The organism is Deltaproteobacteria bacterium, assembly GCA_019308925.1.
GTDB lineage: Bacteria > Desulfobacterota > B13-G15 > B13-G15 > RBG-16-54-18 > JAFDHG01.
This window is the reverse complement of the sequence record JAFDHG010000042.1, coordinates 1-21617: the sequence shown is the minus strand read 5'-3', so window position 1 is coordinate 21617 and position 21617 is coordinate 1. Positions and strand designations below refer to the sequence as shown.

18 protein-coding genes are annotated in these 21617 nt (G+C 53.3%); 11 read left to right on the top strand and 7 right to left on the bottom strand.

The window, feature by feature from the left end; all coding sequences use genetic code 11:
• The first annotated feature begins 315 nt into the window (after window positions 1–315).
• Window positions 316–3114, top strand: a complete 2799-nt coding sequence (locus JRI46_08170; protein MBW2039554.1) for an AsmA-like C-terminal domain-containing protein — start codon at window positions 316–318, stop codon at window positions 3112–3114.
• A 42-nt stretch (window positions 3115–3156) separates the two neighbouring features.
• On the opposite strand, the gene JRI46_08165 is transcribed toward JRI46_08170, so the two are convergent.
• Genes JRI46_08165 through JRI46_08135 form a run of 7 tightly spaced genes read right to left on the bottom strand, consistent with a single transcriptional unit; the run spans window position 3157 to window position 9796 of the window.
• Entirely contained in the window at window positions 3157–3993 is an 837-nt protein-coding gene (locus JRI46_08165; GenBank protein MBW2039553.1) for an FAD/NAD(P)-binding protein, read from the bottom strand.
• Window positions 3986–5026, bottom strand: coding sequence for a 4Fe-4S dicluster domain-containing protein (locus JRI46_08160; GenBank protein ID MBW2039552.1), 1041 nt, complete (start codon window positions 5024–5026; stop codon window positions 3986–3988). The genes JRI46_08165 and JRI46_08160 overlap by 8 nt, the downstream gene beginning before the upstream one ends.
• Window positions 5023–5979: a 4Fe-4S dicluster domain-containing protein gene (locus JRI46_08155; GenBank protein ID MBW2039551.1), complete on the bottom strand. Its 957-nt coding sequence runs from the start codon at window positions 5977–5979 to the stop codon at window positions 5023–5025. The genes JRI46_08160 and JRI46_08155 overlap by 4 nt, the downstream gene beginning before the upstream one ends.
• Window positions 5963–6409, bottom strand: a complete 447-nt coding sequence (locus JRI46_08150) for a hydrogenase iron-sulfur subunit (protein MBW2039550.1) — start codon at window positions 6407–6409, stop codon at window positions 5963–5965. The genes JRI46_08155 and JRI46_08150 overlap by 17 nt, the downstream gene beginning before the upstream one ends.
• On the bottom strand, window positions 6376–8358 hold the full coding sequence (locus tag JRI46_08145; GenBank protein MBW2039549.1) for a CoB--CoM heterodisulfide reductase iron-sulfur subunit A family protein: 1983 nt from the start codon (window positions 8356–8358) through the stop codon (window positions 6376–6378). The genes JRI46_08150 and JRI46_08145 overlap by 34 nt, the downstream gene beginning before the upstream one ends.
• A complete protein-coding gene (locus tag JRI46_08140; GenBank protein MBW2039548.1) occupies window positions 8355–9242 on the bottom strand; it encodes a CoB--CoM heterodisulfide reductase iron-sulfur subunit B family protein in 888 nt (295 codons plus the stop codon). The genes JRI46_08145 and JRI46_08140 overlap by 4 nt, the downstream gene beginning before the upstream one ends.
• Window positions 9239–9796: a 4Fe-4S dicluster domain-containing protein gene (locus JRI46_08135; protein MBW2039547.1), complete on the bottom strand. Its 558-nt coding sequence runs from the start codon at window positions 9794–9796 to the stop codon at window positions 9239–9241. Before JRI46_08135 ends, JRI46_08140 begins: the two co-directional genes overlap by 4 nt.
• Window positions 9797–10114: 318 nt before the next feature.
• Here JRI46_08135 and JRI46_08130 point away from each other — a divergent pair, with 318 nt between their 5' ends.
• The 10 genes from JRI46_08130 to JRI46_08085 form a co-directional block, all read left to right on the top strand.
• Window positions 10115–10912, top strand: coding sequence for an electron transfer flavoprotein subunit beta/FixA family protein (locus JRI46_08130; GenBank protein MBW2039546.1), 798 nt, complete (start codon window positions 10115–10117; stop codon window positions 10910–10912).
• Between the two features lie 29 nt (window positions 10913–10941).
• On the top strand, window positions 10942–11931 hold the full coding sequence (locus JRI46_08125) for an electron transfer flavoprotein subunit alpha/FixB family protein (GenBank protein MBW2039545.1): 990 nt from the start codon (window positions 10942–10944) through the stop codon (window positions 11929–11931).
• An 85-nt stretch (window positions 11932–12016) separates the two neighbouring features.
• A complete protein-coding gene (locus JRI46_08120) occupies window positions 12017–14044 on the top strand; it encodes a 4Fe-4S dicluster domain-containing protein (GenBank protein MBW2039544.1) in 2028 nt (675 codons plus the stop codon).
• 214 nt (window positions 14045–14258) lie between these two features.
• Window positions 14259–14966 (top strand): QueT transporter family protein, encoded by a 708-nt coding sequence (locus tag JRI46_08115; protein ID MBW2039543.1) that lies wholly within the window; start codon window positions 14259–14261, stop codon window positions 14964–14966.
• A gap of 30 nt (window positions 14967–14996) precedes the next feature.
• Window positions 14997–16724: an ATP-binding cassette domain-containing protein gene (locus tag JRI46_08110; GenBank protein MBW2039542.1), complete on the top strand. Its 1728-nt coding sequence runs from the start codon at window positions 14997–14999 to the stop codon at window positions 16722–16724.
• The gene (locus JRI46_08105) at window positions 16721–17515 is read left to right on the top strand and encodes an energy-coupling factor transporter transmembrane protein EcfT (protein ID MBW2039541.1); all 795 of its coding nucleotides are present in this window, start codon (window positions 16721–16723) and stop codon (window positions 17513–17515) included. The genes JRI46_08110 and JRI46_08105 overlap by 4 nt, the downstream gene beginning before the upstream one ends.
• A gap of 138 nt (window positions 17516–17653) precedes the next feature.
• A complete protein-coding gene (gmd, locus tag JRI46_08100; protein ID MBW2039540.1) occupies window positions 17654–18688 on the top strand; it encodes a GDP-mannose 4,6-dehydratase in 1035 nt (344 codons plus the stop codon).
• A gap of 121 nt (window positions 18689–18809) precedes the next feature.
• Window positions 18810–19442, top strand: a complete 633-nt coding sequence (locus JRI46_08095) for a methyltransferase domain-containing protein (GenBank protein ID MBW2039539.1) — start codon at window positions 18810–18812, stop codon at window positions 19440–19442.
• Between the two features lie 82 nt (window positions 19443–19524).
• Window positions 19525–20754, top strand: a complete 1230-nt coding sequence (locus tag JRI46_08090; protein ID MBW2039538.1) for an MFS transporter — start codon at window positions 19525–19527, stop codon at window positions 20752–20754.
• Window positions 20755–20818: 64 nt separating this feature from the next.
• On the top strand, window positions 20819–21617 hold a 799-nt coding region (locus tag JRI46_08085; protein MBW2039537.1), incomplete at its 3' end, for a ribonucleoside reductase class II.

The window sequence follows — 21617 nt, the reverse complement described above, 5'->3', positions numbered from 1 at the left end:
AGATAGTCCCGTAACATAGTGATATATAAGAAAAATTTAATCTCCTAGTGTAACTGGAAATTTTTGTGCTTATATTTCAACTACTTACAAAAGACTTGTCAAACTTGGGATATAAGTTCAAATTAACTAAAGGACATAGACCTTAGGCAATATCAGTAAAAGGAGTGTCCTACTCCATTTATAAAGACCCTCCTTAAATACCCCCCTCTTTTCCTTTTTGCAACCACCAAATGGGTCATAAAAGTGATAAGAGGTTGCTTCCCGACAAGAGGCGACCCCTTTACAAAGATCTGGATGGTTTCTATAATGAGGGGCGTGGCAAAGGCAGATAAAACAAAAAGGATTTTTCTCCTGATCTTTATTATCTTGTTCGCCCTCGCCCTTTTCGTCCTCCCCCATATCGAGCTAAAAGGTGCCAGAAAGAGGATCGCCGGGGAGGCATCCTCGAAGCTCAAGGCGAAGGTGGTAATATCCCATGCCTACTTATCCCTCTTTCCCTGGCCTCATATCACCCTGAAGGGGATAAGAATCGAATCCCCTCAATGGGGGGGATTTATATCTGAAGAGATGAGGGTATATCCACGCCTTGCACCTCTCTTTAAGAAGGAGGTCGCCTTAAAAAGGCTTTTTTTAAAAGGGCCCACCCTTGACCTTACCCTCGCTGAGGGGGCGATGACGAAGGGTAAGGGGACCATCATCCCATACCTTAAAAAGAGAGGGGTACGTAAAATCCCCTCCCTGGAGGTAGAAGGAGGGAGGGTAAATATACTGAGGCCAGGGGAGAAGAACCACTTTTTTAAAATACAGGCGCTGGAAGGGAATATCGTCCCACGTAAAAAGGGCGAGGTGGAATTGGGGCTTCAATTCTCCTGCTCCGGGGCAGCGAGGGTGGAGTTGAAGGGGAAGGGTGACCCGGCCCTGGGAAGGGGGTGGTTTAACCTTATTGTCGAGGGGATATCTCTGGATAAATTGATCTCCCTTATAAGGAGGGAAGAGATCACCATCGTCTCATCCCGCATGGATCTGGGGGTACATGGGGAGGCCAAAGGCTGGGACAAGATCAGATTGCAATTGGAGGGAGGAGATTTTCAGATCATCCTTGCAGATGAAGAAGGGGGAAGGGAGGAGATAAGGGGAGACAATTGGGAAGGGGTAATAAAGCGAGAAGGAAATTTGTGGAGCGGAAAGATTGGGCCCCTTGAACTACTTTCCCCCTCTTTGAGGGTTTCGGCCTGGGCGAAGGAGGAAAGGGGAGAATCTTTCTCCTTCATCATCAAGGGAATTGATGTGAAAGTGGAGGAGGTCAGAAGGGTTGTCCTCAAGTTAATGGGAAAGGATGAGACGGTCAAAGAGATCTTTCATATCCTTCAGGGTGGAGAGGTCTCTCAGATCGTCTGTTATGGGGAGGGAAAGGATTTGAGAGAGGCAGTAGATGTGGAACACAATATGAGGATTCGTGGCACCCTCTCCGAAGGAAAGGTCTTGGTACCAGCAGGCCCCCTCCCCTTAGAGGAGGTATCAGGTGAGGTTTTGATCTCACAGGCGGTGATGCAGGGTTGGGGTATCGAGGCGCGCCTGGGAAGGTCGATAGCTAAAGAGGGCAAGCTGGTCATAGGTCTGACGGCGGAGAGGGATATCTTCCATCTGGAGGCCGAGGTGGAGGCTGATGCAGGAGACATCGTTCACTATCTCCCCATGGTCCTCAAAGAAGAATTAAGGCTGGGGATAAAGAGGTTCCAGGAGGCGAACGGATGGGCACATGGGAGGCTTGTGCTGGGCGAAAATATTCACGCTGTTGACCCAAGGGTTGAGGTCGAGGATTTTCAGGTTTCCTTTAATCACGAGCTTTTCCCTTGGCCCATCTCCTTGGAAGGGGGAGACCTTGCACTCCAGGATGGGGTGCTGACTTGGAAGGGGGTAAAAGGTAAGCTGGGAAGGAGCACCCTGTATCATGGGGCGGGGAGTATTTCCTTGCTGGGGGATAAACCCTCTTTGGAGATCTCCTCCCTGGCAGGGGATGTGGACTTAGAGGATGTTGACAAATGGTTAAAGGGGAATTTAGGGCTAAAATCCATAAGAGGAGACCTCAAACTTGAGGATCTTAGGTTCAAGGCCGTCCTCAATCCCTTCCGAGCGGAGGGCATTTCCTTTCATGGGCGGTGTGGCGATGGGGCCATCTATCCATCATTTTCCTCCACTCCCTTCTTCTTAAAGGGAGTGGAGGTCATCTGTAACGACGGTCTTAGTCTGAAGGAATCAGGGGATGGGAGGCCCAAACCTTACGGGGAGCTCATCTTGAGGGCCGATACCATAACATGGGAAGATTACATATGGAGGGACGCCGAAGGGGTTGTTACCTTTGGTGATAAGGGGACCAGTATAAAGGTCGCCAGGGCCGATCTCTGCGGCATTAACTGTCAAGGGACTATATCCCAAGGAGAAGGGATGACTACCCTCGCCTTTCGGTTCTGGGCAAGAGGGGCCGGACCCTCTCCAACCATATCCTGTCTGTGGGGGAAGGATGCCCACATTGAGGGAACGTTCCTCTTAGAGGGGGATATAAAGGCCGAAGGTAAAGAGGACCCCCTCAGAGAAAGCTCCCAGGGGAGCCTTCTCATTCGTTCCCAAAAGGGAAGGATCTACCGCTGGACCATCCTCTCCCGGATTTTTTCCCTTCTAAACGTCATGGAGTTTTTTAAAGGGAAGTTCCCCGACTTTACCCAGAAAGGGTTTCAATACGATAAATTCATAATAAAAGGGGATTTAAAGGATGGATCCCTTTGTTTGGAAGAGGCGGTGATAGATGGTACGGCGATGAAGATCGTGGGTGAGGGGAAGATCGACCTTCTAAAAGGAGAGGCAAACCTGGTGGTGTTGATTGCACCCTTAAAGACAGTGGACATCATCATGAATAATATACCCATCTTTGGGAAGGTCTTTACAGGGAAAAGCGGTACCTTTATCTCTGTACCCTTCGGCGTCACGGGCCCCCTCGACGACCCCAAGATAACCACCCTTCCTCCATCGGCCGTGGGGGCTGGCCTCTGGGGGTTACTAAAGAGGACCCTACAGGTACCTGGTGAGGTGATCAAACCGGTGCTCCCCAAAAAATAATATAAGCGTTCAGCAATCAGCCGTCAGCTTTAATCTATTTGGCTAAAGTTCTGGGGGGAGTTCCTTGAGCTGGGCGAGGGAGAAGACCGGGCCATCAATGCAGACGTACTTGGTGCCGATATTACAGCGTCCGCAGAGTCCAATCCCGCACTTCATCCTCCGCTCTAAGGTAGTTATGACCTGATCGTCTTTGAATCCAAGCTCAGCAAGGGCCTGTAAGGTGAAACGGATCATTATAGGTGGACCGCAGGTGATGGCAACCTTATTCTGGGGGGAGGGAGCCAACTCTTTGAGCACGTTGGGGACCAATCCCACCCTTTTGTCCCATTCTGGGAATTCCCGGTCCACGGTGAGGATGAGTTCCATGTCATCGCGGGCCTCCCACTCCTTTACCTCCTCTTTGTAACAGAGATCCTGAGGAGAGCGGGCACCGTATAAGAGGGTGATCTCCCCGTAGTCCTTGCGGTTATCGAGCATAAAGAGCAGAAGTGTCCGCAGGGGGGCCATACCGATACCCCCACCAATAAAGTAGATGTCTTTACCCTTCATATCCTCGTAGGGAAACCAATTACCTAGGGGTCCTCTTACTCCGATGGGATTTCCTTCCTTGAGCTGGTGGATCCGTTCGGTGACCTCACCCGCCTGCATGACACTGAACTGGAGGTATTCCATCCGAGTGGGCGGGGAGTTGATCACAAAGGTGGCCTCCCCCACGCCGAATATCGACAGTTGCGCCGCCTGACCTGGTTCAAAGCGGAAGGACTTCATGCGCTCCTGGTCGTTCAGGACTACCTGAAAGGACTTGATGTTGGGTGTTTCCTGTACCACCTTCAGCACCGTGCCTATCTTGGGGAGAAACGGGTTTATGGAGTTAGCCATGAACCTTCACCTCACGCAGGACCTGGCGGATATCGAGGGATACCGGGCACGCCTTAATACAACGGCCACAGCCAGTACAACCAAACATCCCCTCATAGTTGGTCGGGTGATAGCTGAACTTGTGCCCGATGCGGTTTCTGTATCTTTCGACCTTGGTCGGACGGGGATTGTGACCACTGGCCTCCAGGGTGTATTGGTAAAACATACAGGAGTCCCACGTGCGGATTCGTTCCCCCTTTACCCCAGCGGTCTCATCGGTGATGTTGAAGCAATAACAGGTGGGGCAGACATACGTACATGCTCCACAACTGATGCACTTGGCCGAGACCTGTTTCCAGAAATCGGTACTGAAAAGCTCGAGCAAACATTGAGCGATTCCATCCAGTTCAAGCTCGCTCTCCAGGCTGACCTTCTCCCGCTCCTCCCGGGCTTCGTCTGCTTTATTGTGGCCCAAGGCAAAGGCCTCATCCTGAAGAAGTGCTCCGCCCTTTTCGGTTGCTGGCTCAGCAAAGTATCCTCCTGTCACCGGGGTCAGAACAAGATCCGATCCCTCTGTGTTGGTTGGCCCTCCGCCGACACTGGTGCAGAAACAGGTGTTCTCGGGCTGGGTGCAGAGGATAGTAACTATTGTAGTTGCCTTCCGCCGGGCCTTATAATAGGGGTCCCTCCACTGGCCATCGTTGAAGACTGCGTCAAAGACCATGAGACCCCGAGCATCGCATGGACGCGCCCCGAAGATGATGGTTGGAAGAGCTTCCAGCGTTTCTTCAACCTGGACTTCGGATTTTTCCAGGTTTTCTGGATCCTTGTGGTACGTATAGCTCAGGAGACACTCAGTCTGGGGAAAAAGGATCTCCTTTGGCGGAAGCGTAGCCTGTTTGTTGAGAGCAAGCTGAGCACCCTCCTTGAATTCATGAAACAGTATCACGGTGTCCGAGACCTTCACCGGAGCAAAGACCCGATATGTGCCACCAAGCCTCTTCAACAATCCTGGTATTTTGTCGGTCGCTAAAAAGCGCCCTTTGTTGCTCACCAGTCTTTCTCCCTAATGGTCGACTCTTCCATTTGAAAGGTATACAATGGCGGGGTATCCTCTGTGTTTACCCCCGCCTCATAATCAAAGAGTGCTTTGATCTCTTTGTTGATCTTTTTGCGGATGCGCTGGATCGGGATGTCCATTGGGCAGGCCCGCTCGCACTCGCCACAGTCGGTGCAGCGACCGGCTACGTGCAAGGCATGCATGATGTGCCACATGACCTTTTCACCGATCCCTGCCCGTTGGCTGAGCCAATGAGGATTTCTGGAATCAGCAGCACAATAATCCTGGCAGACACACAGCGGGCACGCGTTACGACAGGCATAGCAACGGATGCATCGATTCAGTTCTCGCTCCCAGTGCGCCAGACGCTCTTTGACGTCTAACTTTTCTATCTCCTCTACCTCCTTATAGAGGAGGTCTGCCGGCCTCTGGGGGGATAAGGCCTCTCCAGCTAGGTGGTCGTAGATTAAGGGAGTCGGATACTGACAGGAGAGGCACTTTGTCGCCAGGACCTCGTCCAGGGGGAATTCCTCCCGCCCTTGGGGGGTTTCAATGGTGACGTTCCCCTCCGCAAAAGATACCCTCTTCACCTGGGAGACATTCATCCGGGCCCTGATCTTGGACAGATCCACCACCCCTGGACACGATATCCCGAAAATTACTATCTCTTCTCTTTGGATAAGCCCTTCCTGAAGGAGCTGGATCACGGAGCGACTGTCGCATCCCTTGAGCAGGACTCCCACCTTTCGTCCCTTTAATTGTGGCAAATAGGACGCAAGGTTGTGAACACAGAGTGGATTCCAGATCAGTCGATCTATGTCCTCCTGAGAGCGGATAAAAAGAGGGGTCGCGTGTAAGGCATCGAACCCTTGCTCCCAACCAATAATGAATTCAACGTCCTCCAACTCTTTTTGAATGTCTTCTCTTAGTTTACCTATCGCCTCCACTTCCATCTCCTTCACCAAAATGATGAAGTGGACCTAGATTGTGGATCTGCTCAGTGAAGTTGGTTACGACCTTTTGCCAACGGGCCCCTTCGGAGGCAGAAACCCAGGTGTATTCAAATCTGCCTGGCTCGACCCCCATAAATGGAAGAAATCGTTTGAGCACCTCGAGCCGGCGTCGGGCATAAAAATTTCCCTCAGCATAATGGCAGTCGCGCGGATGACATCCCGACACCAGGACTCCATCAGCCCCGCTCATGAAGGCCTTGACCACCAAGAGGGGATCCACCCTCCCAGAACAGGGGACACGGATGATCCTGAGATCGGTTGGTTGTTTGAAACGTGAGACACCGGCGGTGTCAGCACCCCCATAGGAACACCAGTTACAGAGGAACCCGACTACCCTGAGCTCCTTTCCTTCCACGCCTGACATAACGCCTCCACCTCCGCGATAATCTGATTATCGGTGAACTGCTGTAACTGGATCGCCCCAGGCGGACAGGTTGCTGTACACAGACCACAACCCTGGCAGACCGTCTCGATGACACGGGCCACTATTCTTCCGTCCCGAAGCTCTCTTTCCTCAATGGCACCAAAGGGACACGTCTCGGCACACTTGAGGCAACCGATGCACCTGCTTTCGTCCACCTGGGCAATCTGGGGATCAGACTCCAGCTTATCTTTGGAAAAGAGGGCAAGAACCTTGCTGGCCGCAGCACTTCCCTGCCCCACCGAGGCGGGGATGTCCTTGGGCCCTTGACACGCCCCGGCAAGGAAAATCCCTGAGGTGTTGGTCTCCACCGGCCTCAACTTGGGGTGACTCTCTATATAGAAGCCATACCCATCATAAGAAATCCTCAACTTTTCGGCCAGCTCCTCGGCCCCGGGTGCACATGTTGCTGCTGTCGCCAGGACCACGAGGTCTGCATCAACCTCCACCTGGGTCCCCAAGAGGGTATCAACACCCTTCACTATCATGTGTCTACCTCTAGGATAAACACGTGAGACCCGTCCCCTGATATACTGGGCCCCGTACTCCTCTTGTGCCCTGCGGACAAACTCTTCATATCCCTTCCCTGGCGCCCGGATGTCTATATAAAAGACATAGACATCGGAGTTGGGGATGTGATCTCTCGTCAGAATGGCCTGTTTTGCAATATACATGCAGCAGAAGTTGGAACAGTAGGGACGGCCCAAGGAGAGATCGCGGGAACCGGCGCAGGAGATGAAGACAATTCGCTTCGGCTCCTCACCATCGGAGGGGCGCACGATGTGCCCCTGGGTAGGGCCGGATGCGTTCAACAACCGCTCATACTGGATGCCGGTGATCACATCGGGGTATCTCCCTGCACCATACTCTCCCAATTCCTCTATATTCATAAGGCCATATCCCGTGGCGACGATAATAGCCCCGACCTCCTCGGTGATAATCTCATCCTCCATTTCATAGTTTATGGCCCCCACAGGGCAGACCTTGGCGCAGACTCCACACTTGCCCTTGGTGAACTGGCGGCAGTATTTTGGGTCTATCCTTGCCTTCTTCGGAATGGCCTGGGGGAAGGGGATGTTAATAGCTGTGGTATAGGCGACACCTTCATTGTGGTAATCAAAGGCCTTCTTGCTGGGGCACTTCTCCATGCAGAGACCACAGCCCGTGCACTTTGCCCAGTCCACGTAGGTGGCCTTGCGCCTGATCTTGACCGTGTAGTTGCCCACATATCCGGAGATATCCTCGATCTCTGAATAGGTGTAGAGTTTAATCTTGTCATGTTGGCCCACGTCGACCATCTTGGGCCCCAAAATGCAGATGGAGCAGTCCACCGTGGGGAAGGTCTTGTCCAGCTGGGCCATCCTTCCCCCAATGCTGCTCTTCTTTTCCACCAGAACCACATCCAACCCACCCTCAGCACAGTCCAGGGCAGCCTGCATCCCTGCCACGCCGGCGCCGATCACCAGTACCCGTTTATTCACATCGAAATAGGAGGGGTGGAGATGAACATTGTTGGCTACTTTGGCCACAGCCATCCTCACCAACTCGATGGCCTTGCGGGTGTTGGCCTCTTTGTCCTCTCCGATCCAAGAACAGTGTTCCCTGATATTGGCCATCTCAAACATATACCGGTTGAGACCGGCCCGCTCTATGGTACGGCGGAAGGTATTCTCGTGCATTATAGGAGAACAGGCGGCCACCACAACGCCGTCCAAGTTATGTTCTTTGATGGCCTGTTGAATCTCTTGTTGTCCAGGTTCGGAGCAGGTGTACAGGTAATCCGTGGAATAGGCGACATGAGGGAACTGTTTGGCTTCTTCAGCCACCTGATGGCTGTCCACCGTCCCCCCGATGTTAGTCCCACAATGGCAGACGAACACTCCAATCCTCATTCCTTAAGCTTCTCCTCCCACTTTTTTAGGAGCTTGTCAGGGTGCACTGCATGTCTGTCCAAACCCATCTCCTTTGAGGAAAACCCGAAAGCCAGACCGATCATCTGGGTAATGTAAAAGATAGGGATCTCAAAATTGGTCCCTAGATGGGAGTTGATCTGGCCCTGACGCAGGTCCAGGTTTTGCTGACAAAGGCTGCAGGCGAGCACAATGCCATCGGCCCCAATCTGCTGTGCCATGTCTAAGATCTTGCCGCTGAGGGTTAAGACCATGTCTCGCTTGGGAAGACCAAAAGCGGCCCCGCAGCATTCTGTTTTAAACGGAAAGTCTGGAACCTCAGCACCCAAGGCTTCCAAAATTCGATCTATGGAGATGGGGTTCTCTGGATCATCGAACTGAGCCCGCTCGGGGGGCCTGGTGAGGAGGCATCCATAGTACGGGGCTAACCTCATGCCCTTGAGTGGTTTTTTAACCTTTTGTGCCAACGCATCCACTCCCACCTCTTCAAAGATAATTTGCAAGAGGGACTTGGCCTGGATTTCTGCCTTAAAAGGAAGGTCTAAGAGTTCATTCAACTCCTTCAGCGATTCATCGTCCTGCGCTAATTCCAGTGCGTTTTTAGAGGCCACCAGACAGGCAGGGCAAGGGGTGACAAGGGTAGCTAGACCCATCTTCTCGGCGGTGGCAAGGTTTCTAGCGGCGAGCGCTCCAGAGAGGAGGCGGTCCACTGTGTGAGCGGGTGTAGCGCCACAACAACTCCAGTCTTCTATTTCGACCAGTTCGACTCCCAGGGCCTCGGCCACTTTGCGTGAGGAGATCCCATACTCCACTGCCGTGCCCTTTTGGGAACAACCGGGAAAGTATGCGTATCGGTCACCCTTCATAAACCCCTCTTTTTGGCAAAGCGCTCAAAGATTTCTTTAACAGCACCAACCCCTTTGATGTTTTCTGGGAAGTAGTGCAGCTTCCCCTTGCCCAGGAGCTTGGGCCCCAACTCCGCATCGGCAAAGGGCCTCCCTGATTGGAGGTTATATTTCAGTAAGAGACCTACTTCATATACCCGCCCGTGGCGCTTCACTGAGTCGAGAAAGTCATCGTGAAAACGCCGTATCCCTGCCTCTGAGACCATACCTTCCCGTCTGGCCATAATTCTCAGGGTGTCCATCACCCTGGCAACGTCGATGTTGCGAGGGCAACGTGTGGTGCATGTTTCACAAGTGGCGCATAGCCAGATGGCATGGGAGCGGAGTACCTCCTCCTTCTGTCCCACCTGGATGAGGCGCATGATCTGGTGCACCGGGATGTCAAAGGCGAAGGCATAGGGACAACCCGCCGTGCAATTGCCGCACTGATAGCAGAGCGAGATGTCCTGGCCACTCTCCTCCTCCACAGCCTTAATAAAATCCCTGTCTATAGACGCAAGATCTAAGATTTCCATCGTCCGAGCTTGTTAATAAAGGCACAAAGTAATTTTCTCTATCATAGTCACCCCTCACACCCTTGTCAAGTTTAATGAAGCAAAAAAGTTTCCCCATTTTTTCATCAAGAACATACCTTTCCACATGCGATCCTTCCTAACCTATTAATATCAATAGCCTATTTCAATTTGATAGAGGATTTTGGAGAAAAGTCCTGTAACGAAGGAATTTCTGCGAAAAAGGCTTGACGTAACCTTTAGGGTATGATAGGTAAAGGAGGGGAGTTTGAACTTAAATTCACAATTAAAGGCGAGTTCATCTTTTAAAAGGAGGAGGAAATGGAGATCATTGTCTGTTTAAAACAGGTGCCCGACACCGAGGCGGAAATCAGGCCTACCTCTGACAACACCGAGATCAACTACGAGGGAATAAAATTTGTGATAAATGTCTATGATGAATATGCGGTGGAGGAGGCCCTGCGGTTAAAAGAAAAGGTGGGGGAGGGGACGGTCACCATCGTCACCCTTGGCCCGGAGCGGGCAGTGGAGTCCATCAGAACGGCCCTGGCCATGGGTGCAGATAAGGCGGTGCACCTTGATGACCCCGCCTTTCTCGAAGGAGATCCTTACACCACAGCCAAGGCCTTGGCCAAGGCCATCGAGGGGATGAACTACGACCTGATCTTCTGCGGCATGCGAGCAATCGATGATGATTCGTTCCAGGTGGGGCATATCCTAGCTGAGCTTTTGGGTCTTCCTTCTGTTATGGGAATCCTCAAGTTTGAGCTCTCTGACGACAAGAAGAAGGCAACGGTGCATCGCCAAGTAGAAGGAGGAACAGAGGTACTGGAAGTTCCCCTGCCAGCAGTGCTTGGCGCAACAAAGGGGTTGAATGAACCAAGATATCCATCATTGCCGGGCATCATGAAGGCGAAGAAGAAGGAGCTCAAACCGGTCAAACTGGGTGATGTAGGCCTCAGCGAGGATCAGGTTGGGAAACAGGGGGCTTTGACTCAGGTGGTCAAGTTCTCTCTCCCTCCGGTGAGACAGGCCGGAAAGATCATTGAAGGGGAAACCCCTGAGGAGAAGGCAGCAAATTTGGCCAAGCTCCTCAGAGAAGAAGCGAAAGCAATCTAAAATCCTAAAAAGCAAGAGGAGAAGATACAATGGCGGGAATTTGGGTCTATGCAGAACACAAGGATGGCAAAGTAAAAAAGGTAGCATTTGAAATTTTAACTGAGGCCAAGAAGCTCGCGGAGAAGAAGGGAGAGCCGCTCTGTGGAGTCCTGATTGGATCTGACGTAGAAGGAATGGTTCCCTCCGTGGGCGCCTACGGAGCGGAAAAGGTCTATTGCGTGGAGACGGAATGCCTGGACAAGTACACGACAAACGGTTTCACCAAGGCCCTCTGTGATCTGATAGAGCAGGAGAAGCCCACCATCGTCCTGTTCGGGGCCAGCGTGAACGGTAAAGATCTTTCAGCCCGGGTAGCCGGGAAATTAGGTTTGGGTTTAGCTACTGATTGTACTGGGATAGACCTTGACGATGCCGGCAAACTGCAGGTGCACAGGCCGATGTTTGCGGGGAAGGTCTATGCAGATGTGACATTTGCAGATAAGACTCCGCAGATGGCTTCAGTGCGCCCCAACGTCTTGCCTGTGGCGGAACCTGACGAGTCGCGTACGCCTGAGGTGGCAAAGGTTGTAGCAGATGTGAAACCAGAGGATATTGGGCTCGAAGTGACAGAGGTTATCAAGACCGGGGGTGAAAAGCCCGACCTGACGGAAGCGGAGATCATCGTCTCTGGTGGCCGAGGTATGAAGGGACCGGAGAACTACCAAATCTTGGAGGAGCTGGCTGATGTATTGGACGGAATAGTTGGTGCCTCGCGGGCAGCGGTGGATGCTGGCTGGCGAGCCCAATCGGACCAGGTCGGGCAGAGCGGTAAAGTGGTCACCCCCAATCTCTACATCGCCTGCGGTATCTCTGGTGCCATACAACACCTGGCAGGAATGGGGACCTCCAAGGTGATCGTGGCCATCAATAAGGACCCTGAGGCCCCCATCTTCAAGAAGGCCGATTATGGGGTGGTAGATGACCTATTCAAGGTGGTGCCTGTGCTTACTGAGGAGTGTAAAAAACTGAAGGCTGAATAACATTAAAAAGGTTGGGTTGGATCGGGGGGGATTTTCCCCCTTCGTTTTTCTAGATCCTATTTCCATTCTTTTTTGATGGAGAGAGATGATGGATGTGAGCAGGCCTTTGTTCTGGAATATTGATGCGTTAGGTAATGTAAACTACATTTTCGCCTTTGTCGCTATCCTTATAGTGGTGTATGCCTTCTATGACCGAATTAGGCTGTGGCGTAAAGGAACAGCGGCAAACAGGACTGATAGAGTAGGGGAACGGATCAAGGGTGTCATACAGTATGTCTTTGGCCAGTGGCGGGTCCTCAAGGAAACGTACCCTGGTCTCATGCATTTGCTAATATTCTGGGGTTTTGTCCTTCTCTTGATCGGAGCTGCTCTTGAAGCCTTCGAACACGTAAGCGGGCTCCACTTTCTCAAGGGTACCGTCTACTTAACGTATTCTTTTGTCCTAGAGCTTGCCGGAATTGCGGTGCTCATAGGTGTCATTATGGCAGCGTGGAGACGGTACGTCACAAGGCCTACAAGGCTAGACAACAGGCCCGACGACTTTTGGGTCTTGTTGCTTCTCTTCGTTATTGTTGTCACCGGATTCCTCATGGAAGGGGCAAGGATTGCATCTTTGAACGCTCCGTGGGAGAAGTGGTCCTTCGTAGGATGGATATGCGGCAAGATCTTCTTCTCGGGGATTGAGCAGGGATCCGTTCTCGCCTGGCATAAAGGGATATGGTGGTTCCACGTTGTTGTCTCCTTTATCTTTATCGGGGCGATAGTGTACACTAAATTGTTCCATATCTTTACCACATTTATCAGCACCTATACCCGTAATCTCGACCAGGCAGCTGTACAGCCGATCGAGAACATGGAGGAGGCGGAGACCTTTGGGGCCAATCGCCTTGAGGAGTTGACCTGGGTCGATCTGATGCAACTGGATGCGTGCACCCGCTGTGGGCGGTGCCAGGATAATTGTCCTACTTACTTTACAGACAAGCCCCTCAATCCGAAACAGGTGATCCAAGACTTGAGAGCTTATCTCAATGAAAAGGCACCGATCTGGGTAAACAAGAGGGCTATGGGCGAGGAAAAGGAGCAGGTGGAGGTTGAGGAGAAACCCCTGACAGGAGAGGTCATCTCCGACGACGCTATTTGGTCCTGTACCACCTGCGGTGCCTGTACCGAACACTGTCCGGTCTTCATTGAACCGTGGCCAAAACTTATAGCCATGCGTCGCTACATGACCTTGATGGAAAGCCGCTTCCCCCAGGAGGTACAAATGGCCTTCCGTAACATGGAGAACAACAGCAATCCGTGGGGTATCGGCGCTTCCACCAGGGGGGACTGGGCCAAGGAGCTTGGGGTGCGGACCTTGGCCGAGGAGGCCGATGTGGAGTATCTACTCTATGTGGGGTGTGCTGGTTCCTTTGACGACCTCAACAAGAAAGTTAGTACGGCAATGGTTAAGATCCTGCAGTCCGCCGGGGTGAGTTTTGGGATATTAGGCGTGGAAGAGGGATGCTGTGGGGACTCAGCGCGAAGGCTCGGGAACGAATATCTGTTCCAGATCATGGCCGAGCAGAACATTGAGATGATGAAAGGGTACAATGTCACCAAGATCATTACCCTTTGCCCGCATGGGTACAATACTCTCAAAAATGAATATACTCAGTTTGGTGGAGCGTTCGAGGTATATCACTATACTGAGATCGTTGCAGACCTGATTGCCAAGGGGAAGATAACTTTTAACAGCCAGTTGGATTTGACGTTGGCATACCATGACTCATGTTATCTCGGGCGGCACAACCAGATCTACGACCCACCCCGCCAGATCTTGAGGGCCCTTCCTGGGGTGAGTTTAGTGGAGATGGAGCGCAGCCGCGAGAAGGGGTTCTGTTGTGGCGCTGGTGGGGGGAGGATGTGGATGGAGGAACACCTCGGCACCCGCATCAACCACGCCCGGATAGAGGACCTAGTCAAGTGTAACCCCCAGCTGGTGGGGACTGCCTGCCCCTTCTGCTACACCATGCTGGTGGACGGGATCAAGGAAAAGGAGCTGGAGGATAAGTACCGGGCCCAGGACATCGCCGAGCTGGTCTGGGAGGCGATGGGCAAAAAGGCCGCTTGATCGAATAGGTCTCTATCTTTTTAAAAAACCGGCCTCTTCCCCGCTGGGGGAGGGGTCCTTTTTTGCAGGATCTAAGTTCCCCCTATTGACCTTCAATCCTCCCTTTAGTATCTTGACAGAGAGTGATTTGGGATGACAGGGACTCTCCCAAAGTGATCACTCTACAGAGGAGGTATGGATGAGAGAGATCTTTACCATGTGGAGGAATACCAGGATGGTCCTCTTGGTGGCCCTCTGCGCCGCCGTTTATGCTGCTGCACTCATCACTTTTAAGGCAGGGATCGTCATCATCCCCGGGATAACGGAGCTTAGACCGGCCAACCTCCTTCCCATGGCCTTCTCCTTGCTATTCGGACCCGCTGCCGCCTGGGGCTCAGCCCTGGGAAACCTCATCGGCGACTTCTTCGGCACCCTGGGCCCGGCCTCCTTCTTTGGTTTCATCGGCAATTTCTTCTTGGGCTACGTCCCATATAAGATCTGGGGGCATTTAGGCCCCTTCTCCTCCGGGGAAGAGCCGCGGATGAGGAGGCCATGTCAGTGGCTGGAGCTGGTGACAATCAGCTTCATCTCTGGAGCGGTCTGTGCGGTGGTTATCTCCTGGGGCGTGGAGATCCTGGGGCTTGTTCCCTTCAAAGTTCTTTGCACCGTCATCACCATCAATAACACCGCAGCCCATATCATCGCAGGCTTCCTCCTCCTTCTCCTCTGGGACAGGGTGAAGGGGATAGGTCTCTACTGGAGAGATATCATGGACCCCAGGGATATCGCCGCCCCCAAGGCCCCATATATAGGGGTGATCCTCTTGACGATGGGAGGAATAGGAGGGTGGATAGTGGTGGCCCTCCTAATCCCCTCTGCTTCGATCGTCCCGGTGGGGGCCGCCTTTGTGATCGTCATCGGGGTGGCCTCCTTTCTCCTCTGAGGCATACCGTCGTCTTTACGTCCGAAGAGAATGGAAAGGGATAGGAAGATCGTGGAGCTAAAGGATCTTTCCTTCACCTACCCAGGTGGGGAAGGAAGGGCCTTGAGCGACATCTGCCTGGAGATGTGGGAGGGCGACGAGTTCGTGGTCTGGATGGGGCATACAGGGGCGGGGAAGTCCACCTTGGCCTATTGCCTCAACGCCCTCATCCCCAGCTTCATCCGGGGAGAGCTCGTGGGCAAGGCCCGGGTATTGAGCAAGGACATCTTCCTGAGTCGCACCTCGGAGATGTCCAGAGAGGTAGGGCTAGTCCTGCAGGACTTTGAGGCCCAGCTCTTCTCCACAAATGTAGAGCTGGAGATAGCCTTCGGGATGGAGAACATGGGGGTGCCCAGGGAGGAGATGAGGCGCAGGATAGATGAACTCCTTCCCCTGGTTCGGCTGGAAGGTATGCGGGAGAGGGAGCCCTCCACCCTGTCGGGTGGGCAGAAGCAGCGCCTAGCCATCGCCTCTGTCTTGGCCATGCGCCCTCACCTCTTGGTTATGGATGAACCCACCACCGACCTAGACCCGGTGGGCAAGGAGGAGGTATTCCAATTGGCGAGGAGGCTCAGGGGAAGGGGGATGGCCATGCTCCTCATCGAACACGAGACAGAGGAGGCTCTGCAGGCGGACAGGGTTATCTTGTTAAAGGAAGGGAGGATCTTACGGGAGGGTCCACCCCGGGAGGTCCTCTCTGATGGGCGGCTCCTGCTGGAGGCGGGGATAGCCCCCTTGTCGGTAACCGAGTTTTTCCGCCGAGCGCTGGGTCCTTTATCCCCTGAAAGAACTCTTCCTCTCACAAGCGAGGAGGCAATAACCGAGTTCGAGAGGTCCTTGAGGCTGCGCGAAGCAGCGGCCCATATCCTGGAGGAGAAAGATCAAAAAGGAATGGGCGCAAGAAGGGTGGTCTTGAAGGTGGAGGGGGTGCGCTATCATTATCCCTCCGGAGTAGAGGCCCTGAAAGGGGTTGATCTCGAGATTAGGGAGGGGGAGTTTGTGGCCCTGGTGGGGCAGAACGGGTCGGGGAAGACCACCTTGGCGAAACACCTCAATGGCCTGCTTCGCCCCACCTCAGGGAGGCTGGAGACCTTCGGGGAGGACGCCAAGGGGCTCTCTGTCAAGGAGTTGGGGAGGAGGGTGGGGTATTGCTTTCAAAACCCCGACCACCAGATATTCGCCCCTACGGTCTTTGAAGAGGTGGCCTTTGGGCCTCGCAACCTCGGTTTTTGGGGGGAGGAGTTAAAGGGGAATGTGGATGAGGCCCTAGCCGCTGTCAACCTGACAGGCTATGAGGACAGAGACCCTTTTGCCCTCACTAAAGGGGAGAGACAACGGGTGGCGGTAGCCTCGGTGTTGGCCGTTAAGCCCCAGGTGCTGATATTGGATGAGCCTACCACTGGCCTGGATCATTTGCAGCAACGCTCCATGATGGAGATGGTATCCTCTCTGAACAAAAAAGGACACACGATCCTGATCATCACCCACTCCATGTCCACAGTGGCCCGCTACGCCCACCGCACCGTGGTCCTGGACCAGGGGAGGGTGACCATGGACGATACCACCCGCAAGGTCTTCTCGCGGGAAGAGAAGCTGGAGAGATGCTTTTTACGCCCACCTCCCATAGTCAGATTAGGCAACCGCTTGGGCATCACCCCTCTGACTGTGGAGGAGATGTTGGAGGTGGTAGAGCCCCTCAATCGACAGGAGGGGGGATGACTATAAGCATCTTTTTATATACCCGGCCTCTTACACCGGTGCATCACCTGGACCCCCGTACCAAGATATGGGCGATCCTACTCCTTTTCGGATTGGGACTTGCCTTTAACCACCCCATCTACGAGGGGACGATCTTGGCAGGGGTATTGATGTTGGCCTGGTGGAGTGGATCCATGGCCAATGTGTGGAGATTAAGGTACATCCTCTTGATCCTGATGGCCTTTTCCACTGTTTTGTGGCCCCTCTTTATTACCGGGTCCACCGAGGTCTTCCGCTGGCGGGGAGTTTGGATCTATTTGGAGCCCCTCCTCTATGGGGCGGCCATGGGGATGAGGGCCGGGATCTTCTTGGTGGTGGGCCTGATCTTCCTCTCCACCACCCGCATTGAGGAGCTCTCCGCCGCCCTCATCAAGTGGAAGGTCCCCTATCCCTTGGCCTTTGCCGTCTCCACCGCCTTTCGGCTCCTGCCCACCTTTGTGGGGGCGGGGGCGACCATCGTTCAAGCCCAGTCCGCCCGAGGGCTGGATCTGGAAGGGGGATCCCTTTGGGGTAAGATGCGCAAATTCATCCCCCTGCTGGTCCCCATCTTGATCTATGCCATGCGGACCGTAAACCTCCAGGCCATGGCCCTGGAGGCCAAACATTTCGGGGGAAGAGGTAAGCGTAGTTCCTATCTGGAGCTTCGGTTATGTCCAATCGATTATGGGGTGATCTTTCTTTTGACCCTCCTCGATGGGGTTTGCCTCTACTGGAGGCTGACCGGACATGGGGCCGTGCTCCCCCGTCTATGATAAAATGGTCAGAAACGTCTTGCCTTAGAATGTGTCCTTATTTAGTTATTCTCTGACATATATTGTCACCAAAAGGAAAAAGTGATAAAATATTTTAGAAAATAAAAATCAGGATTTTTGATGAGCTAAATATTGACCATGTCCAAAAAAGTACTGATCACAGGTATTACAGGGCAGGATGGGGCCTATCTGGCCAAATTCCTTCTTGAAAAGGGATATAAGGTCTTCGGTACCTATAAAAAGGATTATTCGCCCAATCTCTGGCGATTGGGCGAATTGGGGATTATAGACAGAGTAACGTTACGGGAGGTGGATCTGCAGAGCGAACGCAGTTGCACCAGGTTGTTGCGCGAGGTGGGACCTGAGGAGGTCTATAATCTGGCGGCGCAGAGCTATATCAGCATCTCCTTTGAACAACCTGTCGCTACTGGTGAGATCACGGGGATAGGGGTGGCCCGTCTCCTGGAGGCGGTAAGGGTGGTGGACCCGGACATAAGGTTCTTTCAGGCCTCCAGCAACGAGATGTTCGGCAGGGTGCAAGAGGTCCCCCAATCGGAGAATACCCCCTTTTACCCTCGAAGCCCCTATGCCATCGCCAAGCTGTATGGCCACTGGACGACCGTTAACTACCGCGAGGTCTATAATATCTTTGCCTGTTCAGGGATCCTCTTCAACCATGAGTCCCCCTTGAGGGGGCTGGAGTTTGTCACCAGAAAGATCACCTTTAATGCCGCCAAGATAAAGGATGGTTTGCAAGACAGATTGTTACTAGGGAATTTAAATGCCCGGATGGACTGGGGTTATGCCCCGGAATATGTGGAGGCCATGTGGTTGATGTTGAACAGGCCGCAGGCGGATGATTATGTCATCGCCACCGGTAAGGCCTACTCCGTAAGGGAGTTTGTCGAGAGGGTATTCGGTGTGCTAGGAATGGAGACCGTTTGGGAAGGGAAGGGAGAAGAGGAAAGGGGAATAGACAGGGGGACAGGAAGGGTGTTGGTGGAGATCGACCCCCGACTTTTCCGCCCTGCGGATACCAACCTCTTGATCGGTGATGCCAGCAAGGCCCAAAGGGAGCTAGGATGGAGACCTAGGACCTCCTTGGAGGAGTTGGTGGAGATAATGGTCAAAGAAGATCTGAGGAGGATCAGGTCGGGGTCGATAGAGGTGTAGCTACTCCATCCAGCCTCGCCAAATATGACATCTCAAACTCCACTTCTGAAAAGGTTGAAGCGCTTGCACAGGATATCCCAGATCTCTTGATGAGGAATTTCCTCTTTTGGAGGATGGCATCATGAGGGAGTTGCGCAGAAGATATTATGATCTCTTCTCCCGTCTTTACGACCCCTTCATCGCCCTGCACTCGGGAGATCGAGGTGGGGCCCTGCGGGATTGCCTGGCGCATAAGGTGGGTTTGAAGAAGGGGGATGTAGCCCTCGATATCTGCACCGGGACCGGATCCTTGCTTTTGAGCCTGTGCCGATACGTGGGAGAGGAGGGGTTGGTCATCGGGGTGGACTTCTCCCGGGGGATGTTGAGGGTGGCCAGGGAAAAGACCGGGGGCTTCCCCAATGTCTTGCTGGTAGAGGCCGATGTTTCCTGCCTCCCCTTCAAGAGGGAGGTCTTCGATAGGGTCACCTGCTCTCATGCCTTTTATGAGCTTAAAGGCAATGCCACAGGGAGGTGTCTGCAGGAGGTCCACCGGGTCCTCAAGAGGAACAAGGGGTTTTTCATGATGGAGCACGATATCCCCTCCAACCCTCTGGTACGGCTTTTGTTCTACGGACGGATATTATCCATGGGCTCTAAGAAGGCCCTCGAGATCTTAAGGGGGAAAGAGGGGATATTTAGGAAATATTTCCCCAAGGTGAACGAAATGAAGACGGAGACCGGGAGATCCAAGATTATCATCTGCCAGAAGGGGTGAAAGGAGGACGCAAATGGCCATGGAACTGGGGGTAGAGCTTTGAACGACCGTTAAAAAATATCTCGTAGTTTGTGAGGCAAAGATGGATAAAAAGACCTGGATGCTTGTCCCCCTGAGTCTGTTGTTTCTCCTTTCCCAGTTCTACCGGGCCTCCTCGGCGGTGATCGCATCGGAGCTGATGCATGACCTCTCCCTAACTGCCGCAAATCTGGGGTTCCTCAGCTCCGTCTTCTTCTACGCCTTCGCCCTGATCCAGATCCCCATGGGGGCTGCCATGGACCTCTTTGGGGCGAAGAGGTTGATCCTCATCCTCTCCTTCTTGGGTATCGTAGGGGCGGTGACCTTCGCCTTAGCAGATTCCTTCCCCATGGCGGTTCTGGGGCGGGCCCTGCTGGGGGTAGGGATGGCTTGCGCCCTAATGGGTACTTATAAACTGCTCACCATCTGGTTCCCCCCCCATGCCTTTGCCACCATGTCAGGGTTCATCATCTCCATAGGTATGTTGGGGAATGTAGTGGCTACTGCCCCTTTGGCCGTGGCGGTAGATTGGATGGGATGGCGTAAGGCCTTTTTGTTGATCGCCCTTATCCATCTGCTTATCACCGCTTGGATCTATTTGGTGGTAAGGGATCATCCTAAAAGAGAAGAGAGGGGCGAGGCCTCCCCAGTCCGCCGAACGGAATGGTGGAGGGAATCGATGGGGGGGATCTGGCAGGTTCTGCGGCTTCCTTCCTTCTGGCTCATCGCTCTGGCCGCTTTTGTTCGCTACGGCACCTATATCTCCATCGCCGGCCTCTGGGCAGGCCCCTATTTGGATGTAGTGTATCAACTTCCCCTGGCGGAGAGAGGAAAGATGCTGATGGCCTTTCCCATCGGGTTCATTGTGGGAGGTCCCATTTTCGGCCTCCTCTCAGATCGGGTCTTCAAGAATCGCAAGTGGGTGGTGACCATGGGGATGTCCCTTTACACCCTCTTCATTTTTCCCTTAACCGGTTCCCTTTCCCCTTCCACCATGCTGGTAATAATCTTCTTTGGGATCGGGGTCTTCACCGCTTGTGCGCCAGTGATGTACGCCAATATCAAGGAGTTGTTGCCGAATTCCCTTTCCGGAACTGCTATGACGGCAGTGAACTTCTTCACTATGGGGGGTGCCGCCTTCTTTCAACATATTATGGGGGCCATGATAGATAGGCTCTCCCTCCCCCAGGGACAATTGAGCACGGAGGCCTTTTCCTTTGCCTTTGGCTTCTGTTTTGTTGCCGCCGCCCTAGGCAGCGTAGCATATCTGTTTGTGAAGGAGGCGCGTTCGTGAACCCCTGCGAGGATAAGGGAAAAAAATTTGACAATATATCTGGTTTCAATTATTTTTATGAACCATGACGCTGAAGTTGACAGAGAACGCCCTGCACGTACTGCAAGCCCGTTACCTGAAGAAAGATCCTGAGGGCCATCTCGTAGAGTCCCCGGAGGAGATGTTTCAAAGGGTGGCCCACCATGTCGCCTCAGCCGAGGCAATCTTTGATCCCCGGGCGAAGGTAGGGGAGGTGGCCGAGGACTTCTATCAGATGATGGCCTCGCTGGAATTCCTCCCCAATTCCCCTACACTGATGAACGCCAAAAGGGAACTGGGACAGTTGGCCGCCTGTTTCGTCCTCCCGGTGGAGGACTCCCTTGATTCTATTTTCGAGGCGGTCAAAAACACGGCCCTCATCCACCAAAGTGGGGGCGGGACCGGTTTTTCCTTCAGCCACCTGCGTCCCAAAAACGACATTGTCTCCACCACCAGCGGAGTGGCCAGTGGTCCTGTCTCCTTTATGCGGGTCTTTAATATGGCCACGGAAGTCATCAAACAGGGGGGTACCCGGCGGGGGGCCAATATGGGGGTTTTGAGGGTGGATCACCCCGATATCATGGAGTTCATCACCGCCAAAAGGGATCCCCAAGAACTCACCAGTTTCAACCTCTCGGTGGGGATAACCCGGGAGTTCATGGGGGCCTTGGAAGGGGGAAAGGGATTTGCCCTCATCAAACCTCGCACCGGCCGTTGCGTCAAGACGGTCAAGGCCCAAGAGATCTTTGACCTCATCGTGGAGTGTGCCTGGGAGAATGGAGAGCCAGGTGTCATCTTTCTCGACCATATAAACAGAGGTAACCCCACCCCTCATCTGGGCCAGA

Bases quoted from the DNA above. Each gene is read 5' to 3' on its own strand.
- JRI46_08165 (MBW2039553.1), bottom strand. From the start codon at position 3,993: ATGGCTAACTCCATAAACCCGTTTCTCCCCAAGATAGGCACGGTGCTG.
- JRI46_08150 (MBW2039550.1), bottom strand. From the start codon at position 6,409: ATGTCAGGCGTGGAAGGAAAGGAGCTCAGGGTAGTCGGGTTCCTCTGT.
- JRI46_08145 (MBW2039549.1), bottom strand. From the start codon at position 8,358: ATGAGGATTGGAGTGTTCGTCTGCCATTGTGGGACTAACATCGGGGGG.
- JRI46_08140 (MBW2039548.1), bottom strand. From the start codon at position 9,242: ATGAAGGGTGACCGATACGCATACTTTCCCGGTTGTTCCCAAAAGGGC.
- JRI46_08135 (MBW2039547.1), bottom strand. From the start codon at position 9,796: ATGGAAATCTTAGATCTTGCGTCTATAGACAGGGATTTTATTAAGGCT.
- JRI46_08130 (MBW2039546.1), top strand. From the start codon at position 10,115: ATGGAGATCATTGTCTGTTTAAAACAGGTGCCCGACACCGAGGCGGAA.
- JRI46_08125 (MBW2039545.1), top strand. From the start codon at position 10,942: ATGGCGGGAATTTGGGTCTATGCAGAACACAAGGATGGCAAAGTAAAA.
- JRI46_08120 (MBW2039544.1), top strand. From the start codon at position 12,017: ATGATGGATGTGAGCAGGCCTTTGTTCTGGAATATTGATGCGTTAGGT.
- JRI46_08115 (MBW2039543.1), top strand. From the start codon at position 14,259: ATGGTCCTCTTGGTGGCCCTCTGCGCCGCCGTTTATGCTGCTGCACTC.
- JRI46_08110 (MBW2039542.1), top strand. From the start codon at position 14,997: ATGGAAAGGGATAGGAAGATCGTGGAGCTAAAGGATCTTTCCTTCACC.
- JRI46_08105 (MBW2039541.1), top strand. From the start codon at position 16,721: ATGACTATAAGCATCTTTTTATATACCCGGCCTCTTACACCGGTGCAT.
- gmd (MBW2039540.1), top strand. From the start codon at position 17,654: ATGTCCAAAAAAGTACTGATCACAGGTATTACAGGGCAGGATGGGGCC.
- JRI46_08095 (MBW2039539.1), top strand. From the start codon at position 18,810: ATGAGGGAGTTGCGCAGAAGATATTATGATCTCTTCTCCCGTCTTTAC.
- JRI46_08090 (MBW2039538.1), top strand. From the start codon at position 19,525: ATGGATAAAAAGACCTGGATGCTTGTCCCCCTGAGTCTGTTGTTTCTC.